Source organism: Pseudomonas shirazica (assembly GCF_015168335.1).
Classification (GTDB): Bacteria; Pseudomonadota; Gammaproteobacteria; order Pseudomonadales; family Pseudomonadaceae; genus Aquipseudomonas; species Aquipseudomonas asiatica.
This window is the reverse complement of the sequence record NZ_CP063456.1, coordinates 3989772-4008934: the sequence shown is the minus strand read 5'-3', so window position 1 is coordinate 4008934 and position 19163 is coordinate 3989772. Positions and strand designations below refer to the sequence as shown.

Genomic DNA, 19163 nt, shown 5'->3' with positions numbered 1-19163 from the left:
ATCAGGCGACGCGGTGCATGGCACCGGCTGTGCCGGTGTTCGCGGGTAAAACCGCTCCTACAGGTACTGCACAACACTCGAGAGTTGTACGGCCCCTGTCGAATCAGCGGTTCTGCAGGAATTCGCGAATCCGCTCCGCCGCCTCGATGCACTCGGCCAGCGGTGCAACCAGTGCCATGCGCACACGCCCGGCGCCCGGGTTCACGCCATCCACTTCACGCGACAGGTACGACCCCGGTACCACCGTCACATGCTGAGCCTCGAACAGGTCGCGGGTGAACTCGGCATCGCTGCCGGGCACCTTGGCCCACAGGTAGAAGCTGCCATCCGGGCGCTGCACATCCAGCACCGGCTGCAGGATATCCAGCACGGCGTCGTACTTGGCGCGGTACTGGTCGCGGTTTTCACGCACATGCGCCTCGTCCTGCCAGGCAGCGATACTGGCCAGCTGGGTTTGTACCGGCATGGCGCAGCCGTGGTAGGTACGGTACAGCAGGAACGGCTTGATGATCTCGGCGTCACCGGCGACGAAGCCCGAGCGCAGGCCCGGCAGGTTGGAGCGCTTGGACAGGCTGTGGAATACCACGCAGCGCTTGAAGTCGCTGCGGCCCAGTTCCGCACAGGCGGTCAGCAGGCCTGGTGGCGGGGCATCCTCGTCGAAGTACAACTCGCTGTAGCACTCGTCGGCGGCAATCACGAAGTCGTGCTCGTCGGCCAGGGCAATCAGCTTCTTCAGGGTGTCCATCGGCACCAGTGCGCCGGTGGGGTTGCCCGGCGAGCACAGGAACAGGATCTGGCAACGCTTCCACACTTCAGCCGGCACGGCGTCGAAGTCGGGGTTGAAACCGTTGCTTTCCAGGCACGGCAGGTAGTGCGGGGTGGCACCGGCCAGCAGCGCTGCGCCTTCGTAGATCTGGTAGAACGGGTTGGGGCTGACCACCAGGCCGTCATCGGCGCGGTTGACCACGGCCTGGGTGAAGGCGAACAGCGCTTCACGGGTGCCGTTGACCGGCAGGATGTGGTGGTCGGCATCCAGCCAGCCGGCCGGTACGCCGAAGCGCCGCTCGCACCACTGGCCAATGGCCTGGCGCAGGGCGGGCAGGCCGATGGTGCTTGGGTACACTGCCAGCTTGTCGAGGTTGTCGGCCATGGCCTGGGCGACGAACACCGGCGATTCGTGCTTCGGCTCACCGATCGACAGCGCGATGGCGCGCTTGTCCGCCGCAGGCTTCACGCTGCCCAGCAGGGCGCGGAGTTTCTCGAACGGGTAGGGCTGAAGCTGGGTCAAGGCATGGTTCATCGGCGCAAGGTCTCGTCAATCGTCTAGTCGTTAAAAGGTCACGCGGGTGGGGCTGGCATCGCTGGCCTGGCCGGCCTGCAACTGCTGGACGATGGCCTCCTGCAGTCGGCTGCACAGCTGTGGGTCGGACAGCGGCTGGTTGTCGGCATCGGTGATGAAGAACACGTCTTCCACCCGCTCGCCAAGGGTGGCGATCTTGGCGTTCTGCAGCGACAGGTCGAACTCCAGGAAGATCCGCCCCAGCCGGGCCAGCAGGCCTGGGCGGTCGGGCGCGGTGATTTCGAGGATGGTCACCGGCCGCTGGGCATCGTTGAGGATGGTCACCTGTGGCGGGAAGTCGAAGTGCTTGAGCTGGCGCGGTACCCGGCGCTGGATGATGGTCGGGTAGTCCTCGGGGTTGCGCAGCGCTTCGGTCAGGCCGTCGCGAATCTGCTTGACCCGCTGCGGGTTGTCGCCGATCGAGCCGCCGTCGTTGTCCAGCACGATGTAGGTGTCGAGGGTGAACTGGCTGCTCGAGGTGATGATTCGCGCGTCATGAATGTTCAGGTTCAGCTGCGACATGGCTGCCACCGTGACGGCGAAGAAGTCGTGCTGGTCGGGGGCATAGATGAAGATCTGCGTGCCACCCTCGAACTCGCGCTGGGTGGTTTCCTTGATCAGCACCAGCGGCCCGCCATCGGCTGGCTGCTGGAGGATCGCGTCACTGTGCCAGGCCACGTCGGCAGCGGTGTGCTTGAGGAAGTAGTCATCCCCCAGCTGCGACCACAGTTGCTCGACATCGTCCGGGTCGGTGCCTTCGCGCACCAGGATATCCAGCGCCGCCGATTGGGTCTGGCGAATCTGCTCTTCGCGGTCCAGCGGGTTTTCCAGGCCTCGGCGCAGGGCGCGTTTGGTCTCGGTGTACAGCTGGCGCAGCAGGCTGGCCCGCCACGAGTTCCACAGGCTGGGGTTGGTGGCGTTGATATCGGCCACGGTCAGCACGTACAGGTAGTCCAGGCGTGTCTCGTCGCCCACGTGCAGGGCAAAATCGTTGATTACCTGAGGGTCGGACAGGTCCTTGCGTTGGGCGGTGGTCGACATCACCAGGTGGTTCAGCACCAGCCAGACGATCAGCCGGCTGTCCCAGGCCGGCAACTGGTGGCGCTCGCAGAACTTCTGCGCATCCACCGCGCCCAGCTCGGAATGGTCGCCCTGGCGGCCCTTGCCGATGTCGTGGTACAGGCCGGCCAGGTAGATCAGCTCGGGCTTGGGCAGGCGGCCCATGAGCTTGCTGGCCAGCGGGAATTTCTCGGACACCGGGGTGTATTGCAGCTTGCGCAGGTGCTTGATGAGGTTGAGGGTGTGCGCATCGACCGTATAGATGTGGAACAGGTCGTGCTGCATCTGCCCGACGATCAGGCCGAACTCCGGCAGATAGCGGCCAAGGATGCCGTAGCGGTTCATCCGCCGCAGGTTGCGGTGTATACCGATTTCACACTTGAACAGCTCGATGAACAGGCTGGTGTTGCGGATATCGGTGCGGAAAGTGTCGTCGATCAGGTGCCGGTGTTCGCGCAGCAGCCGCACCGTATCGGCGCGTACGCCCTTGATCTCGGGGTGCTGAGCCATCAGCACGAAGATTTCCAGCATTGCGAACGGTGTGCGCCTGAACACGTTCGGCCTGACTGCCTCTATATAGCCATCATGCAGGCGGAAGCGCGCATTCAGCGGCTGGGTGGTGCCGCTGTCGTCATCGGCGAGGATGACCTCCTCGAAGTGCTGGATGATCAAGTCGCACAGCTGGCTGATGCTCATCACCACCCGGTAGTACTGCTGCATGAACTGCTCGATCGCCCGCTTGGGGTTGTCGTCGCTGTAGCCCAGCAGCGCTGCGATGCTGCGCTGATGGTCGAACAGCAGGCGATCCTCGGCGCGCCCGGCCAGCATGTGCAAGGCGTAGCGCACCCTCCACAGGAAGTCCTGGGACGAGGCCAGCAGTTCGTTCTCGCTTTCCAGCAGGAAGCCTTCGCCGGCCAGCGCGTGCAGATTGAGGGTGCCGTACTGGCGGCGGGCCACCCACAGCACTGTCTGGATATCGCGCAGGCCACCGGGTGAACCTTTCACGTTGGGTTCTAGGTTGTACTCGGTGTCGTTGTACTTGTGATGGCGGGCCTTGAGTTCGGCGCGCTTGGCCAGGAAGAAGTCCTTGCTCGGCCACATGTGCGCAGTGCTGGTCACCTCAAGCATGCGTTGGCGCAGCGCCTCGGGGCCGGCGATGGTGCGGCTTTCCATCAGGTTGGTGATGACCGTCAGGTCGGCGCGGGCCTGCTCGGCGCACTCGTCGACGGTGCGCACGCTCTGGCCCACTTCCAGGCCGATGTCCCAAAGCAGGGTGAGAAACCGCTCGATGGCGTCGCGGTACTGCTCGTGTTCGGCAGCACCCAGCAGGATCAGCAGGTCGATGTCCGAATGCGGGTGCAGCTCGCCGCGTCCGTAGCCACCCACCGCGACCAGGGCGATGCCGCTCTGGTCACCCCAGTCGAACTGGTTCCAGGCCTGTTGCAGGATGTTGTCGACGAGCCAGGCGCGGGCCTCGATCAGTGGGCGGATTTCGCTGCCACTGCGGAAACGCTTGTCGAGCACCTCGCCGGCCTGGCGGATGGCTTTCTTGAAGGCGGCGATGGGGCTCGCCTTGAGGGCCAGTTCCGCCTGGAACTGGCCGCGGTCGAACAGTTCGGGGTCCACCTGGGGCATCGCGTCACGTTCCTGTCGTAGGGTGGCCTGTGGGAGTGCGGTCAGGCCGAGGTGCGCGGGATGGTGTCGTCCTTGCGCAGGGTGAAGATCTCGTAGCCGGTCGCGGTCACCACCAGGGTGTGCTCCCACTGGGCCGAGAGTTTGCGGTCCTTGGTGATGGCGGTCCAGCCGTCGCCCAGCACCTTGGTGTCGGCCTTGCCCTGGTTGATCATCGGCTCGATGGTGAAGGTCATGCCTTCCTTCAGCTCCATGCCGGTGCCGGCGCGGCCGTAGTGCAGGATCTGCGGCTCTTCGTGGAACACCTTGCCGATGCCGTGGCCACAGAACTCGCGTACCACCGAGAAACCGTTCTTTTCAGCGTGCTTCTGGATCACTTCGCCGATGTCGCCCAGTCGGCAGCCCGGCTTGACCAGTTCGATGGCCTTGTACATGCACTCCTGGGTCACCTTGGACAGGCGCTCGGCCCATACCGGCACGGTGCCGACGTGGAACATGCGGCTGGTATCGCCGTGGTAGCCGTCCTTGATCACGGTGACGTCGATGTTCAGCGTGTCACCGTCCTTGAGCGGCTTGTCGTTGGGGATGCCGTGGCAGACCACATGGTTGATCGAGGTGCAGATCGACTTCGGGTAGCCCTTGTAGTTGAGCGGTGCCGGGATGGCCTGCTGGACGTTGACGATGTAGTCGTGGCACAGGCGGTCCAGCTCTTCGGTGGTGACACCGGGCTTGACGTGTTCCTCGATCATTTCCAGCACCTCGGCGGCCAGACGGCCGGCGATGCGCATCTTCTCGATGTCTTCTGCGGTCTTGATGGTGACGGTCATTACAGGCTCTCTACAGCGCCGTGCACGGCGCGAACAAACGGGAAAGGCCGGATTCTAGCAGAGCAGGGCGCCGATCGGTCGGGATAAAGGCGGCAATGCTGCTGTCTACAGCTGGCATTCTGGCGCGAAAGCCGGGGTGCTGCAAAAACCGCTGACGGACGCAACGGTATCCGGGTTCCGTTCGGTCGCGGTCTGTGGTATAAAATGCGCCGCTTTCGGGGACGACCCCGTCAGCACTTAACCCACACACGTGTCGACACGATGACCTGGGTGCCCCGAGTTGCAGAATTCGCGGGTTGGTCATTGGGATACGTGGAGGCCCAACCCGACTTATCAAGGAACTATCATGTCCCAAGTCAACATGCGCGATATGCTGAAGGCCGGTGTGCACTTCGGCCACCAGACCCGTTACTGGAACCCGAAAATGGGCAAGTACATTTTCGGCGCGCGTAACAAGATCCACATCGTCAACCTGGAAAAAACCCTGCCAATGTTCAACGACGCTCTGTCGTTCGTAGAGCGCCTGGCCCAGGGCAAGAACAAGATCCTGTTCGTCGGCACCAAGCGTTCCGCCGGCAAGATCGTCGCCGAGCAAGCTGCTCGTTGCGGTTCGCCGTACGTTGACCACCGTTGGTTGGGCGGCATGCTGACCAACTACAAGACCATCCGCGCTTCGATCAAGCGCCTGCGCGACCTGGAAACCCAGGCCGAAGACGGCACTTTCGCCAAGCTGACCAAGAAAGAAGCCCTGATGCGCTCCCGCGACCTGGAAAAACTGGATCGCAGCCTGGGCGGCATCAAGGACATGGGTGGTCTGCCAGACGCTCTGTTCGTTATCGACGTTGATCACGAGCGCATCGCGATCACCGAAGCCAACAAGCTGGGCATCCCGGTAATCGGCGTTGTCGATACCAACAGCAGCCCGGAAGGTGTTGACTACATCATCCCAGGTAACGATGACGCCATCCGCGCTATCGAGCTGTACATGACTTCGATGGCTGACGCAGTCATCCGCGGCCGCAACAACGTTGCCGGCGGCACCGAAGTTTACGCTGAAGAAGCGGCTGCACCTGCTGCCGAGTAATTAGACGCTAGCGTCGACTTGGCACGCAAAAAGGGGGCTCTGCCCCCTTTTTGCCACCTTGAAATCCTGCTGTCAGCATCGGCCCCGCATCATGGGCCCGCTGAGATAAACACAGTGGATTTGCAGAATTGAACGCCCGTGACGAACGGGTGGAATGGTTGAAAAACTTTCCAAGAGGATTTTGAAATGGCAGCAATTACTGCAGCGCTGGTCAAAGAACTGCGCGAGCGTACCGGCGAAGGCATGATGGATTGCAAGAAGGCCCTGGAAAAGGCCGGCGGCGACATCGAAAAAGCCATTGACGACATGCGTGCCTCGGGCGCCATCAAGGCCGCCAAAAAGGCTGGCAACGTCGCTGCTGAAGGCGCTATCGCCGTCAAGACCGACGGTAAATCCGCCGTCCTGCTGGAAGTGAACTCGCAGACCGACTTCCTGGCCCTGCAAGACGACTTCAAGAACTTCGTTGCCGACAGCATCGAAGAAGCCTTCGCCCAGAAGCTGACCGACGCTGCTCCGCTGATCGCTTCGCGTGAAGCTGCTCGTGAAGCCCTGGTTGCCAAGTGCGGCGAGAACGTCAACATCCGTCGCCTGGTGCGCGTTGAAGGTGACGTTGTCGGTGCCTACCTGCACGGCAACAAGATCGGCGCTGCCGTTGTCCTGAAAGGCGGCGACGTCGATCTGGCCAAGAACATCGCCATGCACGTTGCAGCTTCGAACCCTGAGTTCCTGCTGCCGTCGGAAGTATCGGCCGAAGCCATCGAGCGCGAGAAGGGCGTCTTCCTGCAGCTGAACGCTGACAAGATCGCCGGCAAGCCGGAAAACATCGTCGAGAACATGATCAAAGGTCGTATCTCGAAGTTCCTGGCCGAAGCCTCGCTGGTCGAGCAAGCCTTCGTCATGAACCCGGAAGTCAAGGTTGGCGATCTGGCCAAGAAAGCCGGCGCTGAAATCGTTTCCTTCACCTACTTCAAGGTAGGCGAAGGCATCGAGAAGCCAGTCGACGACTTCGCTGCTGAAGTTGCCGCTCAGGTCGCTGCTGCCAAGCAGTAAGACAGCCCCGTCTGTCGCCCCAAAGAGGCTGCCCGCTCACGCGCGCAGCCTCTTTGTCAAAACGGCGAAGGGTTTATAAGGCCCGTCGTCGCTGGCACCGAAGCGGTGCCACGCTACAGTTAGCAGGCTGCAAACAGCCCGCACGAATTTTCTAAAAGTACGCCGCAGGAGAGACTCGCAATGGCTCAGCAGGTGAGTGGTCGCCAACCTCGCTATAAACGCATTTTGCTCAAACTTAGCGGCGAGGCCCTGATGGGCTCGGAAGACTTCGGGATCGACCCGAAAGTGCTGGATCGCATGGCCCTCGAAGTTGGCCAGCTGGTAGGGATCGGTGTCCAGGTCGGCCTGGTGATCGGTGGTGGCAACTTGTTCCGCGGCGCCGCGCTCAGCGCAGCCGGCATGGATCGCGTCACCGGTGACCACATGGGCATGCTGGCTACCGTGATGAACGGCCTGGCCATGCGCGACGCGCTGGAGCGCTCGAACATCCCGGCCCTGGTCATGTCGGCCATTTCCATGGTCGGTGTCACCGATCATTACGATCGTCGCAAAGCTATTCGCCACCTCAACTCCGGGGATGTGGTAATTTTCTCCGCCGGTACCGGCAACCCGTTCTTCACCACCGACTCCGCCGCCTGCCTGCGCGCCATCGAAATCGATGCCGACGTGGTGCTGAAGGCGACCAAGGTCGATGGTGTGTACACTGCCGATCCATTCAAGGACCCGCATGCCGAGAAGTTCGATCACCTGACCTACGACGAGGTCCTGGATCGCAAGCTGGGTGTGATGGACCTGACCGCAATCTGCCTGTGCCGTGACCACAAGATGCCATTGCGGGTATTCAACATGAACAAGCCTGGCGCCCTGCTGAACATCGTGGTGGGTGGCGCTGAAGGTACTCTGATCGAGGAAGGCCAAGCATGATCAACGACATCAAGAAAGACGCGCAGGAGCGCATGGGCAAGTCTATCGAAGCCCTGGCTCGCAACCTCGCGGCAATCCGCACCGGTCGCGCCCACCCAAGCATCCTGGACAGCGTCAAGGTCACTGCCTGGGGTAGCGAGATGCCACTGAACCAGGTGGCCGCGATCACCGTCGAAGATGCCCGCACCCTGAAGATCGTCGCCCACGACAAGAACCTCAGTGCTGCCATCGAAAAGGCCATCCTCACCTCCGACCTGGGCCTGAACCCGTCCAGCGCCGGCACCACCATTCGTGTGCCGATGCCGGCCCTGACCGAGGAAACCCGCAAGGGCTACACCAAGCAGGCCAGCGGCGTTGCCGAGGATGCCAAGGTAGCCGTGCGCAATGTGCGCCGTGACGCTCTGGCCGACCTGAAGAAGCTGACCAAGGACAAGGAAATCAGCGAAGACGAAGAGCGTCGCGCCGCTGACGAGATCCAGAAGCTGACCGACAAGTACGTTGCCGAAGTCGATGCAGCCTTCAAAGCCAAGGAAAAGGACCTGATGGCCGTCTAAGGCCGGGGCTTTTTAATGGAAAAGACCAAGCCAGCGGCGCCGTCCTCGGTGCCGCGTCATGTCGCGATCATCATGGATGGCAACAACCGCTGGGCGAAAAAGCGCCTGTTGCCCGGCGTTGCCGGGCACAAGGCGGGTGTAGACGCCGTTCGCGCGGTCATCGAAGTCTGTGCCGAATCCGGGGTCGAGGTGCTGACCCTGTTCGCCTTCTCCAGCGAGAACTGGCAGCGTCCCGCCGAAGAGGTCGGTGCGCTGATGGAACTGTTCTTCTCGGCCCTGCGCCGCGAGGCCAAACGCCTCAACGAGAACAACATCAGTCTGCGTATCATCGGTGACCGTTCGCGCTTCCATCCCGAGCTGCAGGCCGCCATGCGTGAGGCCGAGGCACTGACTGCCGGCAACAATCGCTTTATCTTGCAGATCGCGGCCAACTACGGTGGCCAGTGGGATATCGCCCAGGCCGCCCAGCGGCTGGCGCGGGAAGTGCAAGCCGGGCACCTGCGCCCGGAAGACATCACCCCGGGCCTGCTGCAGACCTGCCTGGCAACCGGCGAGCTGCCGCTGCCGGACCTGTGCATCCGCACCGGTGGCGAGCACCGCATCAGCAACTTCCTGTTGTGGCAGCTGGCCTACGCCGAGCTGTACTTCTCCGACCTGTACTGGCCGGACTTCAAACACGAGGCCATGCGCACCGCCCTGGCCGATTTCGCTTCGCGCCAGCGCCGCTTCGGTAAGACCAGCGAGCAGGTCGAGGCTGGAGCTCGTGCTTAATGCTTAAACAACGCATCATTACCGCGCTGATCCTGCTGCCGATCGCGCTGGGTGGCTTCTTCCTGCTCAACGGTGGGGACTTCGCCCTGTTCATCGGCTTCGTGGTGACCCTCGGCGCCTGGGAGTGGGCGCGTCTGGCCGGGCTCATGGCCCAGCCGCTGCGCATCGCCTATGCCGTGGTCGTCGCCGGAGCGCTGATGCTGCTGTACATCCTTCCGGAGCTGGCGCCCTGGGTGCTGGGCGCTGCGGTGATCTGGTGGGGGTTGGCCACCTGGCTGGTGCTTACCTATCCACGTAGTAGCGAGCTGTGGGCCAGTGCAGCCTGCCGGTTGCTGATCGGCCTGCTGGTTTTGCTGCCGGCCTGGCAGGGTCTGGTGCTGCTCAAGCACTGGCCGCTGGGTAACTGGCTGATCCTGTCGGTCATGGTGCTGGTGTGGGCTGCCGATATTGGCGCGTACTTCTCCGGCCGTGCCTTCGGCAAGCGCAAGCTGGCGCCTCAGGTGAGCCCTGGCAAAAGCTGGGAAGGCGTGTATGGCGGCCTGGCGGTCAGCCTGGTGATTACCCTGGTGGTCGGCATCAGTCGCGACTGGGGCTTCGGCCAGATTCTGCTGGGCCTGCTGAGTGCAGCCCTGGTGGTCATGTCTTCGGTGGTCGGTGACCTGACCGAAAGCATGTTCAAGCGCCGTTCCGGCATCAAGGACAGCAGCAACCTGTTGCCTGGCCATGGTGGGGTACTCGATCGCATCGACAGCCTGACTGCGGCGATCCCGATTTTCGCCGTGCTGCTATGGGCCGCCGAATGGGGTGTGATGTGAGCCGTCCGCAGCGTATTACCGTGCTCGGGGCCACCGGCTCCATCGGCCTGAGCACGCTGGATGTCATCGCGCGCCATCCCGACCGTTATCAGGTGTTCGCCCTGAGTGGCTATTCGCGTATCGACGAATTGCTTGCGCTGTGCGTGCGCCATCGGCCGACATTCGCCGTGGTACCGAATGCCGAGGCGGCCGCGCGACTGCGCGAAAGCCTGGTTGCGGCAGGTTGCGCCACCGAGGTGCTGGAAGGCGAGGCCGGGTTGTGCCAGGTGGCTTCTGCGTCGGAAGTGGACGCGGTGATGGCGTCCATCGTCGGCGCCGCCGGCCTGCGCCCCACCCTGGCGGCGGTCGAGGCGGGCAAGAAGGTGTTGCTGGCCAACAAGGAGGCGCTGGTGATGTCCGGCGCGCTGTTCATGGAGGCGGTGCGGCGCAGTGGTGCCGTGCTGTTGCCGATCGACAGCGAGCACAATGCGATCTTCCAGTGCATGCCCGGCGACTACGCGCGCGGCCTGAGTGCCGTCGGCGTGCGCCGGATCCTGCTCACCGCCTCCGGTGGCCCGTTCCGTGAGACGCCCGTCGAGGCGTTGCTGGACGTCACCCCGGAACAGGCCTGCGCGCACCCCAACTGGTCCATGGGGCGCAAGATTTCCGTGGATTCGGCCAGCATGATGAACAAGGGCCTGGAGTTGATCGAAGCCTGCTGGTTGTTCGATGCTGCACCGGCCAAGGTCGAGGTGGTGGTGCACCCGCAGAGCGTGATCCACTCCCTGGTGGATTATGTGGACGGTTCGGTGCTGGCGCAGTTGGGTAACCCGGACATGCGCACACCCATCGCCAACGCCCTGGCCTGGCCCGAGCGGATCGATTCCGGGGTGGCGCCGCTGGACCTGTTCGGCATCGCCCGTCTGGACTTCCAGGCGCCCGACGAACAGCGCTTCCCTTGCCTGCGCCTGGCGCGGCAGGCTGCCGAGGCCGGCAACAGCGCACCGGCCGTGCTCAATGCGGCAAACGAGGTCGCAGTCGAGGCATTTCTCCAGCGGCGTATCCGCTTCCCGGAGATCGCGGGTATGATCGAACAGGTGCTCGATCAGGAGCCCGTCGTACCGCTGCCGTCGCTGGACGCGGTGTTCGCCGCCGACCAGCGTGCCCGGGAGCTTTCCCGTGAGTGGCTGAGGCGTCACGGTCGCTGATGCAGGCCCGCCACGGTTCACGAGGGGGCTGGGCATGATGCCAGCCCGCTGAACATCATTCGGAGATGGATATGACAGCGCTCTACATGATTATCGGCACCCTCGTAGCCTTGGGTGTACTGGTCACTTTCCATGAATTCGGCCACTTCTGGGTGGCACGCCGCTGCGGTGTCAAGGTGCTGCGCTTCTCGGTGGGCTTCGGCACGCCGCTGCTGCGCTGGCATGACCGCCATGGCACCGAGTTTGTGGTCGCGGCGATCCCGCTGGGTGGCTACGTCAAGATGCTCGACGAGCGCGAGGGGGACGTGCCGCCGGCGCTGATCGAGCAGTCGTTCAACCGCAAGTCCGTGCGCCAGCGCATCGCGATCGTCGCGGCGGGCCCGGTTGCCAACTTCCTGCTGGCCATCCTGTTCTTCTGGGTGCTGGCGATGCTGGGTACCCAGCAGATCCGCCCGGTGATCGGCGCGGTCGATGCGGGCAGCCTGGCAGCATCGGCAGGCCTGACCGCAGGTCAGGAAATCGTCTCCATCGACGGCAAGCCGACCAATGGTTGGTCTGCGGTCAACCTGCAACTGGTTCGCCGCCTGGGCGAGAGCGGCACCTTGCAGATTGGCGTGCGTGAAGAGGGCACCAGCGCCGAGCGCCAGCTGCAGGTGAAGCTGGACAGCTGGCTCAAGGGCGCCGACGAGCCGGACCCGATCCAGTCCCTTGGGCTGCACCCTTGGCGCCCGGCGATCTTGCCGGTGTTGGCCGAGATCGATCCGAAGGGGCCGGCTGCCGCTGCGGGCCTGAAAACCGGTGACAAGCTGCTGGCCCTCGATGGCGTGGCAGTGAGCGAATGGCAGCAGGTGGTCGATGCCGTGCGGGCCCGCCCGCAAGCCAAGGTTCTTGTGCGTGTCGAGCGCGATGGTGCTGCGCTGGACGTCCCGGTCACCCTGGCGCGCAAGGGCGAGGGCAAGGCGGCCGGCGGCTATCTGGGCGCCGGGGTAAAAGGTGGCGAATGGCCTGCCAACATGCTTCGCGAAGTCAGCTACGGCCCGCTGGATGCGGTGAGTGAGGGCTTGTCACGCACCTGGAACATGAGCGTCCTGACCCTTGAATCGCTGAAGAAAATGCTGTTCGGGGAGCTCTCGGTAAAAAACTTGAGCGGACCGATAACCATTGCTAAAGTGGCGGGCGCTTCAGCCCAGTCCGGCGTGGGGGATTTCCTGAATTTCCTGGCCTACCTGAGCATAAGCCTGGGGGTTCTTAACCTGCTGCCCATCCCGGTTCTGGATGGGGGGCATTTGCTGTTTTACCTGGTCGAGTGGGTGCGCGGTCGTCCGCTGTCGGATCGGGTGCAAGGTTGGGGGGTCCAGATCGGTATCAGTTTGGTCATAGGGGTGATGTTGCTCGCCCTGATCAACGATCTGGGTCGACTATAAAGCTTCGCTCAATTGCGAAACCTGCCGTCTTGTCGCGGCGGGCTGTTTATTGCCAGTTGGAATAAAAGGACTTCATGAAACGTCTGCTGCTAACTGCGGTCATGTCCGCACTGATGATCGCTGAAGTTCACGCCGAGTCCTTCACCATCTCCGATATCCGCGTCAACGGCCTGCAGCGGGTTTCCGCCGGCAGTGTCTTCGGTGCCTTGCCGCTGAACGTCGGCGACCAGGCCGATGACCGCCGACTGGTGGAGTCGACCCGTTCCCTGTTCAAGACCGGCTTCTTCCAGGACATTCAGCTGAACCGCGATGGCAATGTCCTGATCATCAACGTGGTCGAACGCCCGTCGGTGTCGAGCATCGAGATCGAAGGCAACAAGGCAATCAGCACCGAAGACCTGATGAAAGGCCTGAAGCAATCCGGCCTGGCCGAAGGCGAGATCTTCCAGCGTGCCACCCTCGAAGGTGTGCGTAACGAACTGCAGCGCCAATACGTGGCCCAGGGCCGCTATTCGGCCGAGGTCGACGCCGAGGTGGTGCCGCAGCCGCGCAACCGCGTGGCGCTGAAGATCAAGATCAACGAAGGCACCGTCGCCGCCATTCAGCACATCAACATCGTTGGCAACAACGTGTTCGACGACGAGACCCTGGCGCAGCTGTTCGAGCTGAAGACCACCAACTGGCTGTCGTTCTTCAAGAACGACGACAAGTACGCCCGCGAAAAGCTCTCCGGTGACCTGGAGCGCCTGCGTTCCTACTACCTGGACCGCGGCTACATCAACATGGACATCGCCTCCACCCAGGTGTCCATCACGCCGGACAAGAAACACGTCTACATCACCGTCAATATCAACGAAGGCGAGAAGTACACCGTCCGTGACGTGAAGCTGTCCGGTGACCTGAAGGTGCCGGAAGATCAGGTCAAGTCGCTGCTGCTGGTGCAGCCTGGCCAGGTGTTCTCGCGCAAGGTGATGACCAGCACCTCCGAGCTGATCACCCGCCGCCTGGGTAACGAAGGCTACACCTTCGCCAACGTCAACGGTGTGCCGCAGCCGAACGATGAAGACCACACCGTCGACATCATGTTCGTGGTCGACCCGGGCAAGCGTGCCTACGTCAACCGCATCAACTACCGCGGCAACACCAAGACCGAAGACGAAGTGCTGCGTCGCGAAATGCGCCAGATGGAAGGCGGCTGGGCCTCGACCTACCTGATCGACCAGTCCAAGACCCGCCTGGAACGCCTGGGCTTCTTCAAGGAAGTGAACGTCGAGACCCCGCCGGTGCCGGGCACCGACGACCAGGTCGACGTCAACTACAGCGTCGAGGAACAGGCCTCCGGCTCGATCACCGCCAGCGTCGGTTTCGCCCAGAGCGCCGGCCTGATCCTCGGTGGTTCGATCAGCCAGAGCAACTTCCTCGGTACCGGTAACAAGGTATCCATCGGCCTGACCCGTTCGGAATACCAGACCCGCTACAACTTCGGCTTCGTTGACCCCTACTTCACTGCCGATGGCGTGAGCCTGGGTTACAACGCCTTCTACCGCAGCACCGACTACGACGACCTCGACGTCGACGTGGCCAGCTACGCGGTGGACAGCTACGGTGCAGGCGTCAGCCTCGGCTACCCGATCAGCGAGACCTCGCGCCTGACCTATGGCCTGAGCGTGCAGCAGGACAAGATCAAGACCGGCAAGTACACCGTTGACGAGATCTTCGATTTCCTCGAAGAGGAAGGCGACAGCTTCCTGAACTTCAAGGCCTCGATCGGCTGGTCGGAGTCGACCCTGAACAAAGGCGTGCTGGCGACCCGTGGTCACTCGCAAAGCCTGACCCTGGAATCCACCATTCCGGGCAGCGACCTGTCGTTCTTCAAGCTCGACTATCGCGGCCAGCTGTTCAAGCCGATTACCAACGACTACACCCTGCGCCTGCACACCGAGCTGGGCTATGGTGATGGTTACGGCAGCACCTCCGGCCTGCCGTTCTACGAGAACTATTTCGCGGGTGGCTTCAACTCCGTCCGTGGCTTCAAGGACAGCAGCCTGGGCCCACGCAGTACCCCAAGCCGCGGCGAGGCCAACGGTGGCAAGCCAGGCACCATCGCCGACCCGGACCAGGATCCGTTGCCGTTTGGTGGCAACGTGCTGGTACAAGGTGGTGTGGAGCTGCTGTTCCCGCTGCCATTCGTCAAGGATCAGCGTTCGCTGCGCACGTCCGTGTTCTGGGATGTGGGTAACGTGTTCGACACCAATTGCGGCAACCAGCCTGATTGCGAGAAGGTCGGTTTCTCGGGTATGGCCAGCTCGGTCGGCCTGGGCGTGACCTGGATCACCGCACTGGGCCCGCTGAGCTTCAGCCTGGCAATGCCGGTCAAGAAGCCGGACGATGCCGACACCCAGGTGTTCCAATTCTCTCTGGGCCAGACCTTCTGAGGTCGGCCCTCGCTTAATGACAACGGTTTATCCAGGAGTGCATCGTGCGTAAGTTGACCCAACTGGCCGTAGTGGCCGCGGCGCTTGTCGCCACCCCGGCTTTCGCCGAAATGAAGGTTGCCGTCCTGAACTATCAGATGGCCCTGCTGGAGTCGGACGCCGCCAAGAAATACGCGGTGGATGCCGAGAAGAAGTTCGGCCCGCAACTGACCAAGCTGAAAAGCCTGGAAAGCAGCGCCAAGGGCATCCAGGACCGTCTGATCAAGGGCGGCGACAAGATGCAGCAGCAGGAGCGCGAGCGCCTGGAACTCGAGTTCAAGCAGAAGGCCCGTGACTTCCAGTTCCAGTCCAAGGAACTGAACGAAGCCAAGGCCGTTGCTGACCGCGACATGCTCAAGCAACTGAAGCCGAAGCTGGATGGCGCTGTCGAGGAAGTGATCAAGAAGGGTGGTTACGACCTGGTCCTCGAGCGTGGCGCGGTCATCGATGTCAAGCCTCAGTACGACATCACCCGCCAGGTCATCGAGCGCATGAACCAAGCCCGTTGATATGACTGTGACCATGATGCTAGGCCAGTTGGCCGAGGCCCTCGGCGCCACTCTCAAGGGGCCCGAGGCGCTGCAGATTACCGGGCTGGCCACCTTGCAGGAGGCTGGCCCAGGTCAGTTGAGCTTCCTCGCCAACCCGCAGTACCGCAAGTTCCTGGATAGCAGCCAGGCGGCTGCGGTGCTGCTGAAGGCGGCGGACGCCGAAGGCTTTGCCGGCAATGCGCTGATCGTCGCCGACCCGTATCTGGCCTATGCGCGCATCTCCCACCTGTTCGACCCCAAACCCAAGGCTGTGGCGGGTATTCATCCCAGCGCCGTGGTGGCCGAGGACGCGCAGGTGGACGCCAGTGCCAGCATCGGGCCGTTCGCGGTCATCGAAAGCGGTGCGCGCATCGCGGCTAATGTCAGTGTGGGTGCACACTGTGTGGTCGGTGCCCGTTGCGTGATCGGTGAGGGCGGCTGGCTGGCCCCGAGGGTCACCCTGTACCATGATGTGACCATCGGCAAGCGTGTGGTCATCCAGTCAGGTGCCGTGATTGGCGGTGAAGGCTTCGGTTTTGCCAACGAGAAGGGCGTGTGGCGCAAAATTGCCCAGATCGGTGGTGTTACCATCGGCGACGACGTGGAAATCGGTGTCAACACTGCGGTCGATCGCGGGGCACTGTCGGATACGCGCATCGCTGATGGGGTCAAGCTCGACAACCAGATCCAGATCGCCCACAACGTGCAGATCGGTGAGCACACGGCCATGGCTGCCTGCGTCGGGATTTCCGGCAGCACGCGCATCGGCAAGCATTGCACCATTGCCGGAGGTGTCGGCATGGTGGGTCATATCGATGTCTGTGATAACGTTTTCGTGTCCGGGATGACCATGGTGACCCGTTCGATCACCGAACCGGGTGCCTATTCTTCCGGCACTGCCATGCAGCCACTGGCTGAATGGCGCAAGAGCGCCGCGCGTATCCGCCACCTGGACGACATGGCCAAGCGTCTCCAGCAGCTGGAAAAACGCGTCGATACCGTGACCTCAGGTGGCCAGCCGACATCAGAAGGCTGATACCATTCCCTGAGCAAGAGTGAACAGTCGCTAGCTGGCTCCTCTTTGGACTGCAAAAGGAGCGTGTGGTCAGCACCTGCGCTCCCTATTCTTATTACAGGCTTCCCCCCCGAAATGATGGACATCAACGAGATTCGCGAATACCTGCCTCACCGTTACCCGTTCCTGTTGGTGGACCGCGTGACGGAGCTGGACTACGAGGCCCAGAGCATTCGTGCCTACAAGAATGTCAGCATCAACGAGCCGTTCTTCAACGGCCATTTCCCGGCGCACCCGATCATGCCGGGCGTCCTGATCATCGAAGCCATGGCACAGGCCGCGGGTATCCTCGGTTTCAAGATGCTCGACGCCAAACCGGCCGATGGCACCCTGTACTACTTCGTCGGCTCCGACAAGCTGCGTTTCCGTCAGCCGGTACTGCCGGGTGACCAGCTTGTGCTGGAGGCGAAGTTCCTCAGCCGCAAGAGCATGATCTGGAAATTCGAGTGCCGCGCCCTGGTCGACGGCAAGCCGGTTTGCTCGGCAGAAATCACCTGTGCGGAACGCTCCCTATGAATTCGATTGATCCTCGGGCCATTATCGACCCCTCGGCCAGGCTGGCCGATGGTGTCGAGGTCGGCCCCTGGTCGATCATTGGCCCTGATGTGGAGATCGGGGAGGGCACCGTTATCGGCCCGCATGTTGTGCTCAAAGGGCCGACCCGCATCGGCAAGCACAACCGTATCTTTCAGTTTTCCTCGATCGGCGAAGACACCCCGGACCTCAAGTACAAGGGTGAGCCGACGCGCCTGGTGATCGGTGACCACAATGTGATCCGCGAAGGGGTGACCATTCACCGCGGTACCGTCCAGGACCGTTCGGAAACCACCGTCGGTGACCATAACCTGATCATGGCCTATGCCCACATCGGCCACGACAGCGTTATCGGCAACCACTGCATCCTGGTCAACAACACGGCCTTGGCCGGCCATGTGCACGTGGGGGATTGGGCGATCCTGTCCGGTTACACCCTGGTGCACCAGTACTGCCATATCGGTGCCCACGCGTTTTCCGGCATGGGCACGGCGATCGGCAAGGATGTCCCAGCCTTCGTCACCGTGTTCGGCAGCCCGGCCGAAGCCCGCAGCATGAACTTCGAAGGCATGCGCCGCCGGGGTTTCAGCGACGAGGTGATCCATGTGCTGCGCCGTTGCTACAAGATTGTCTATCGCCAGGGCCTGACCGTCGAAGACGCGCTCAAGGAGCTGGACGAACTGGCTGCGAAGCACCCTGAGGTCGATCTGTTCCGCCAGTCGATCGTGAACTCCGCCCGCGGCATCACCCGCTGACATGGCCCAGCTTTGCGTAGCCTTGGTCGCAGGTGAGGCCAGCGGCGATATTCTCGGTTCAGGCTTGATGCGTGCCATCAAGGCACGCCACCCCGATGTACGGTTCATCGGCGTTGGTGGTCCCTTGATGGAAGCCGAAGGCCTGCAATCCTATTTCCCCATGGAGCGCCTGGCCGTCATGGGCCTGGTCGAAGTGCTGGGGCGCCTGCGCGAGCTGCTCAAGCGGCGCAAGCTGCTGATCGAGACCCTGATCGGCGAAAAGCCCGATGTGTTCATCGGCATCGATGCCCCCGACTTCACCCTCAACATCGAACTGAAACTGCGTCAGGCCGGGATCAAGACCGTGCACTACGTCAGCCCGTCGGTATGGGCCTGGCGGCAGAAGCGTGTGCTGAAGATTCGCGAAGGCTGCGACCTGATGCTGACGCTGTTGCCATTCGAGGCGCGGTTCTATGAAGAGCAGGGCGTGCCAGTGCGCTTCGTTGGCCACCCGTTGGCCGATACCATCCCGCTAGAAGCCGACCGTCCTGCGGCGCGTGCCGCGCTTGGCCTGGGCGAAGGGCCGGTAGTGGCGTTGATGCCGGGTAGCCGGGGCGGCGAAGTAGGGCGCCTGGGGGCACTGTTCCTGGATGCTGCCCAAAGGCTGCGCCAGCAGGTACCGGGCGTGCGTTTCGTACTGCCCTGTGCCAATGCCGCGCGGCGTGCCCAGATCGAGCAGATGCTCGAAGGGCGTAAGCTGCCGCTGACCCTGCTCGATGGCCAGTCGCACCAGGCTTTGGCGGCCTGTGACGCGGTGCTGATCGCCTCGGGTACTGCCACCCTCGAAGCGCTGCTGTACAAGCGGCCGATGGTTGTGGCCTATCGCCTGGCGCCCCTGACCTACTGGATCCTCAAACGCCTGGTAAAGAGCCCCTACGTTTCATTGCCGAACCTGCTGGCCCAGCGTGCGCTGGTACCCGAGCTGCTGCAGGATGACGCCACCAGCGAAGCACTGGCCAATACCCTGGCTCCGCTGGTAGCCGATGGCAGCCGGCAGACCGAAAGTTTCGACGAAATTCACCGCACCCTTCGCCGTGACGCCTCCAACCAGGCGGCTGAGGCGGTACTGGCCTTGCTCAAGGACCGCTGA

At 62.7% G+C, this 19163-nt stretch carries 17 protein-coding genes; 14 read left to right on the top strand and 3 right to left on the bottom strand.

The genetic code is table 11. The features are described from left to right. Positions 1-103 precede the first annotated feature (103 nt). Genes dapC through map form a run of 3 tightly spaced genes read right to left on the bottom strand, consistent with a single transcriptional unit; the run spans position 104 to position 4857 of the window. Positions 104-1300 (bottom strand): succinyldiaminopimelate transaminase, encoded by a 1197-nt coding sequence (gene dapC, locus IMX18_RS18520; protein ID WP_015269191.1) that lies wholly within the window; start codon positions 1298-1300, stop codon positions 104-106. 30 nt (positions 1301-1330) lie between these two features. Next, on the bottom strand, positions 1331-4033 hold the full coding sequence (locus IMX18_RS18515) for a [protein-PII] uridylyltransferase (RefSeq protein ID WP_054573194.1): 2703 nt from the start codon (positions 4031-4033) through the stop codon (positions 1331-1333). A gap of 41 nt (positions 4034-4074) precedes the next feature. Further along, positions 4075-4857 carry a type I methionyl aminopeptidase gene (map, locus tag IMX18_RS18510; RefSeq protein WP_004375406.1) on the bottom strand — a complete coding sequence of 261 codons (783 nt, stop codon included), beginning with the start codon at positions 4855-4857 and terminating at the stop codon, positions 4075-4077. A 346-nt stretch (positions 4858-5203) separates the two neighbouring features. On the opposite strand from map, the gene rpsB reads away from it, so the two are divergent. The 14 genes from rpsB (at position 5204) to lpxB (ending at position 19163) form a co-directional block, all read left to right on the top strand. Continuing rightward, entirely contained in the window at positions 5204-5941 is a 738-nt protein-coding gene (rpsB, locus tag IMX18_RS18505; RefSeq protein ID WP_003252287.1) for a 30S ribosomal protein S2, read from the top strand. Between the two features lie 186 nt (positions 5942-6127). Next, positions 6128-6991, top strand: coding sequence for a translation elongation factor Ts (gene tsf, locus IMX18_RS18500; protein ID WP_015269193.1), 864 nt, complete (start codon positions 6128-6130; stop codon positions 6989-6991). Positions 6992-7171: 180 nt separating this feature from the next. Then, positions 7172-7915, top strand: a complete 744-nt coding sequence (gene pyrH / locus IMX18_RS18495) for a UMP kinase (protein ID WP_003252294.1) — start codon at positions 7172-7174, stop codon at positions 7913-7915. After that, positions 7912-8469, top strand: a complete 558-nt coding sequence (gene frr / locus IMX18_RS18490) for a ribosome recycling factor (protein ID WP_004375414.1) — start codon at positions 7912-7914, stop codon at positions 8467-8469. Before pyrH ends, frr begins: the two co-directional genes overlap by 4 nt. Before the next feature lie 15 nt (positions 8470-8484). After that, positions 8485-9240 (top strand): polyprenyl diphosphate synthase, encoded by a 756-nt coding sequence (gene uppS, locus IMX18_RS18485; RefSeq protein ID WP_013971252.1) that lies wholly within the window; start codon positions 8485-8487, stop codon positions 9238-9240. After that, on the top strand, positions 9240-10055 hold the full coding sequence (locus IMX18_RS18480; RefSeq protein WP_013971253.1) for a phosphatidate cytidylyltransferase: 816 nt from the start codon (positions 9240-9242) through the stop codon (positions 10053-10055). Before uppS ends, IMX18_RS18480 begins: the two co-directional genes overlap by 1 nt. Continuing rightward, on the top strand, positions 10052-11242 hold the full coding sequence (gene ispC, locus IMX18_RS18475; protein ID WP_100412974.1) for a 1-deoxy-D-xylulose-5-phosphate reductoisomerase: 1191 nt from the start codon (positions 10052-10054) through the stop codon (positions 11240-11242). The genes IMX18_RS18480 and ispC overlap by 4 nt, the downstream gene beginning before the upstream one ends. A 71-nt stretch (positions 11243-11313) precedes the next feature. Beyond that, a complete protein-coding gene (rseP, locus tag IMX18_RS18470) occupies positions 11314-12666 on the top strand; it encodes an RIP metalloprotease RseP (RefSeq protein ID WP_054573193.1) in 1353 nt (450 codons plus the stop codon). A gap of 74 nt (positions 12667-12740) precedes the next feature. Then, a complete protein-coding gene (gene bamA, locus IMX18_RS18465) occupies positions 12741-15101 on the top strand; it encodes an outer membrane protein assembly factor BamA (RefSeq protein WP_013971256.1) in 2361 nt (786 codons plus the stop codon). Between the two features lie 44 nt (positions 15102-15145). Beyond that, positions 15146-15649, top strand: a complete 504-nt coding sequence (locus IMX18_RS18460) for an OmpH/Skp family outer membrane protein (protein WP_015269197.1) — start codon at positions 15146-15148, stop codon at positions 15647-15649. A 1-nt stretch (position 15650) separates the two neighbouring features. After that, positions 15651-16706, top strand: a complete 1056-nt coding sequence (lpxD, locus tag IMX18_RS18455) for a UDP-3-O-(3-hydroxymyristoyl)glucosamine N-acyltransferase (RefSeq protein WP_217190058.1) — start codon at positions 15651-15653, stop codon at positions 16704-16706. Positions 16707-16820: 114 nt separating this feature from the next. Further along, complete coding sequence (gene fabZ, locus IMX18_RS18450) at positions 16821-17261, top strand: 3-hydroxyacyl-ACP dehydratase FabZ (protein ID WP_004375427.1); 441 nt, start codon at positions 16821-16823, stop codon at positions 17259-17261. Then, on the top strand, positions 17258-18034 hold the full coding sequence (gene lpxA / locus IMX18_RS18445; RefSeq protein ID WP_015269198.1) for an acyl-ACP--UDP-N-acetylglucosamine O-acyltransferase: 777 nt from the start codon (positions 17258-17260) through the stop codon (positions 18032-18034). The genes fabZ and lpxA overlap by 4 nt, the downstream gene beginning before the upstream one ends. 1 nt (position 18035) lies before the next feature. After that, entirely contained in the window at positions 18036-19163 is a 1128-nt protein-coding gene (lpxB, locus tag IMX18_RS18440) for a lipid-A-disaccharide synthase (RefSeq protein WP_061551307.1), read from the top strand.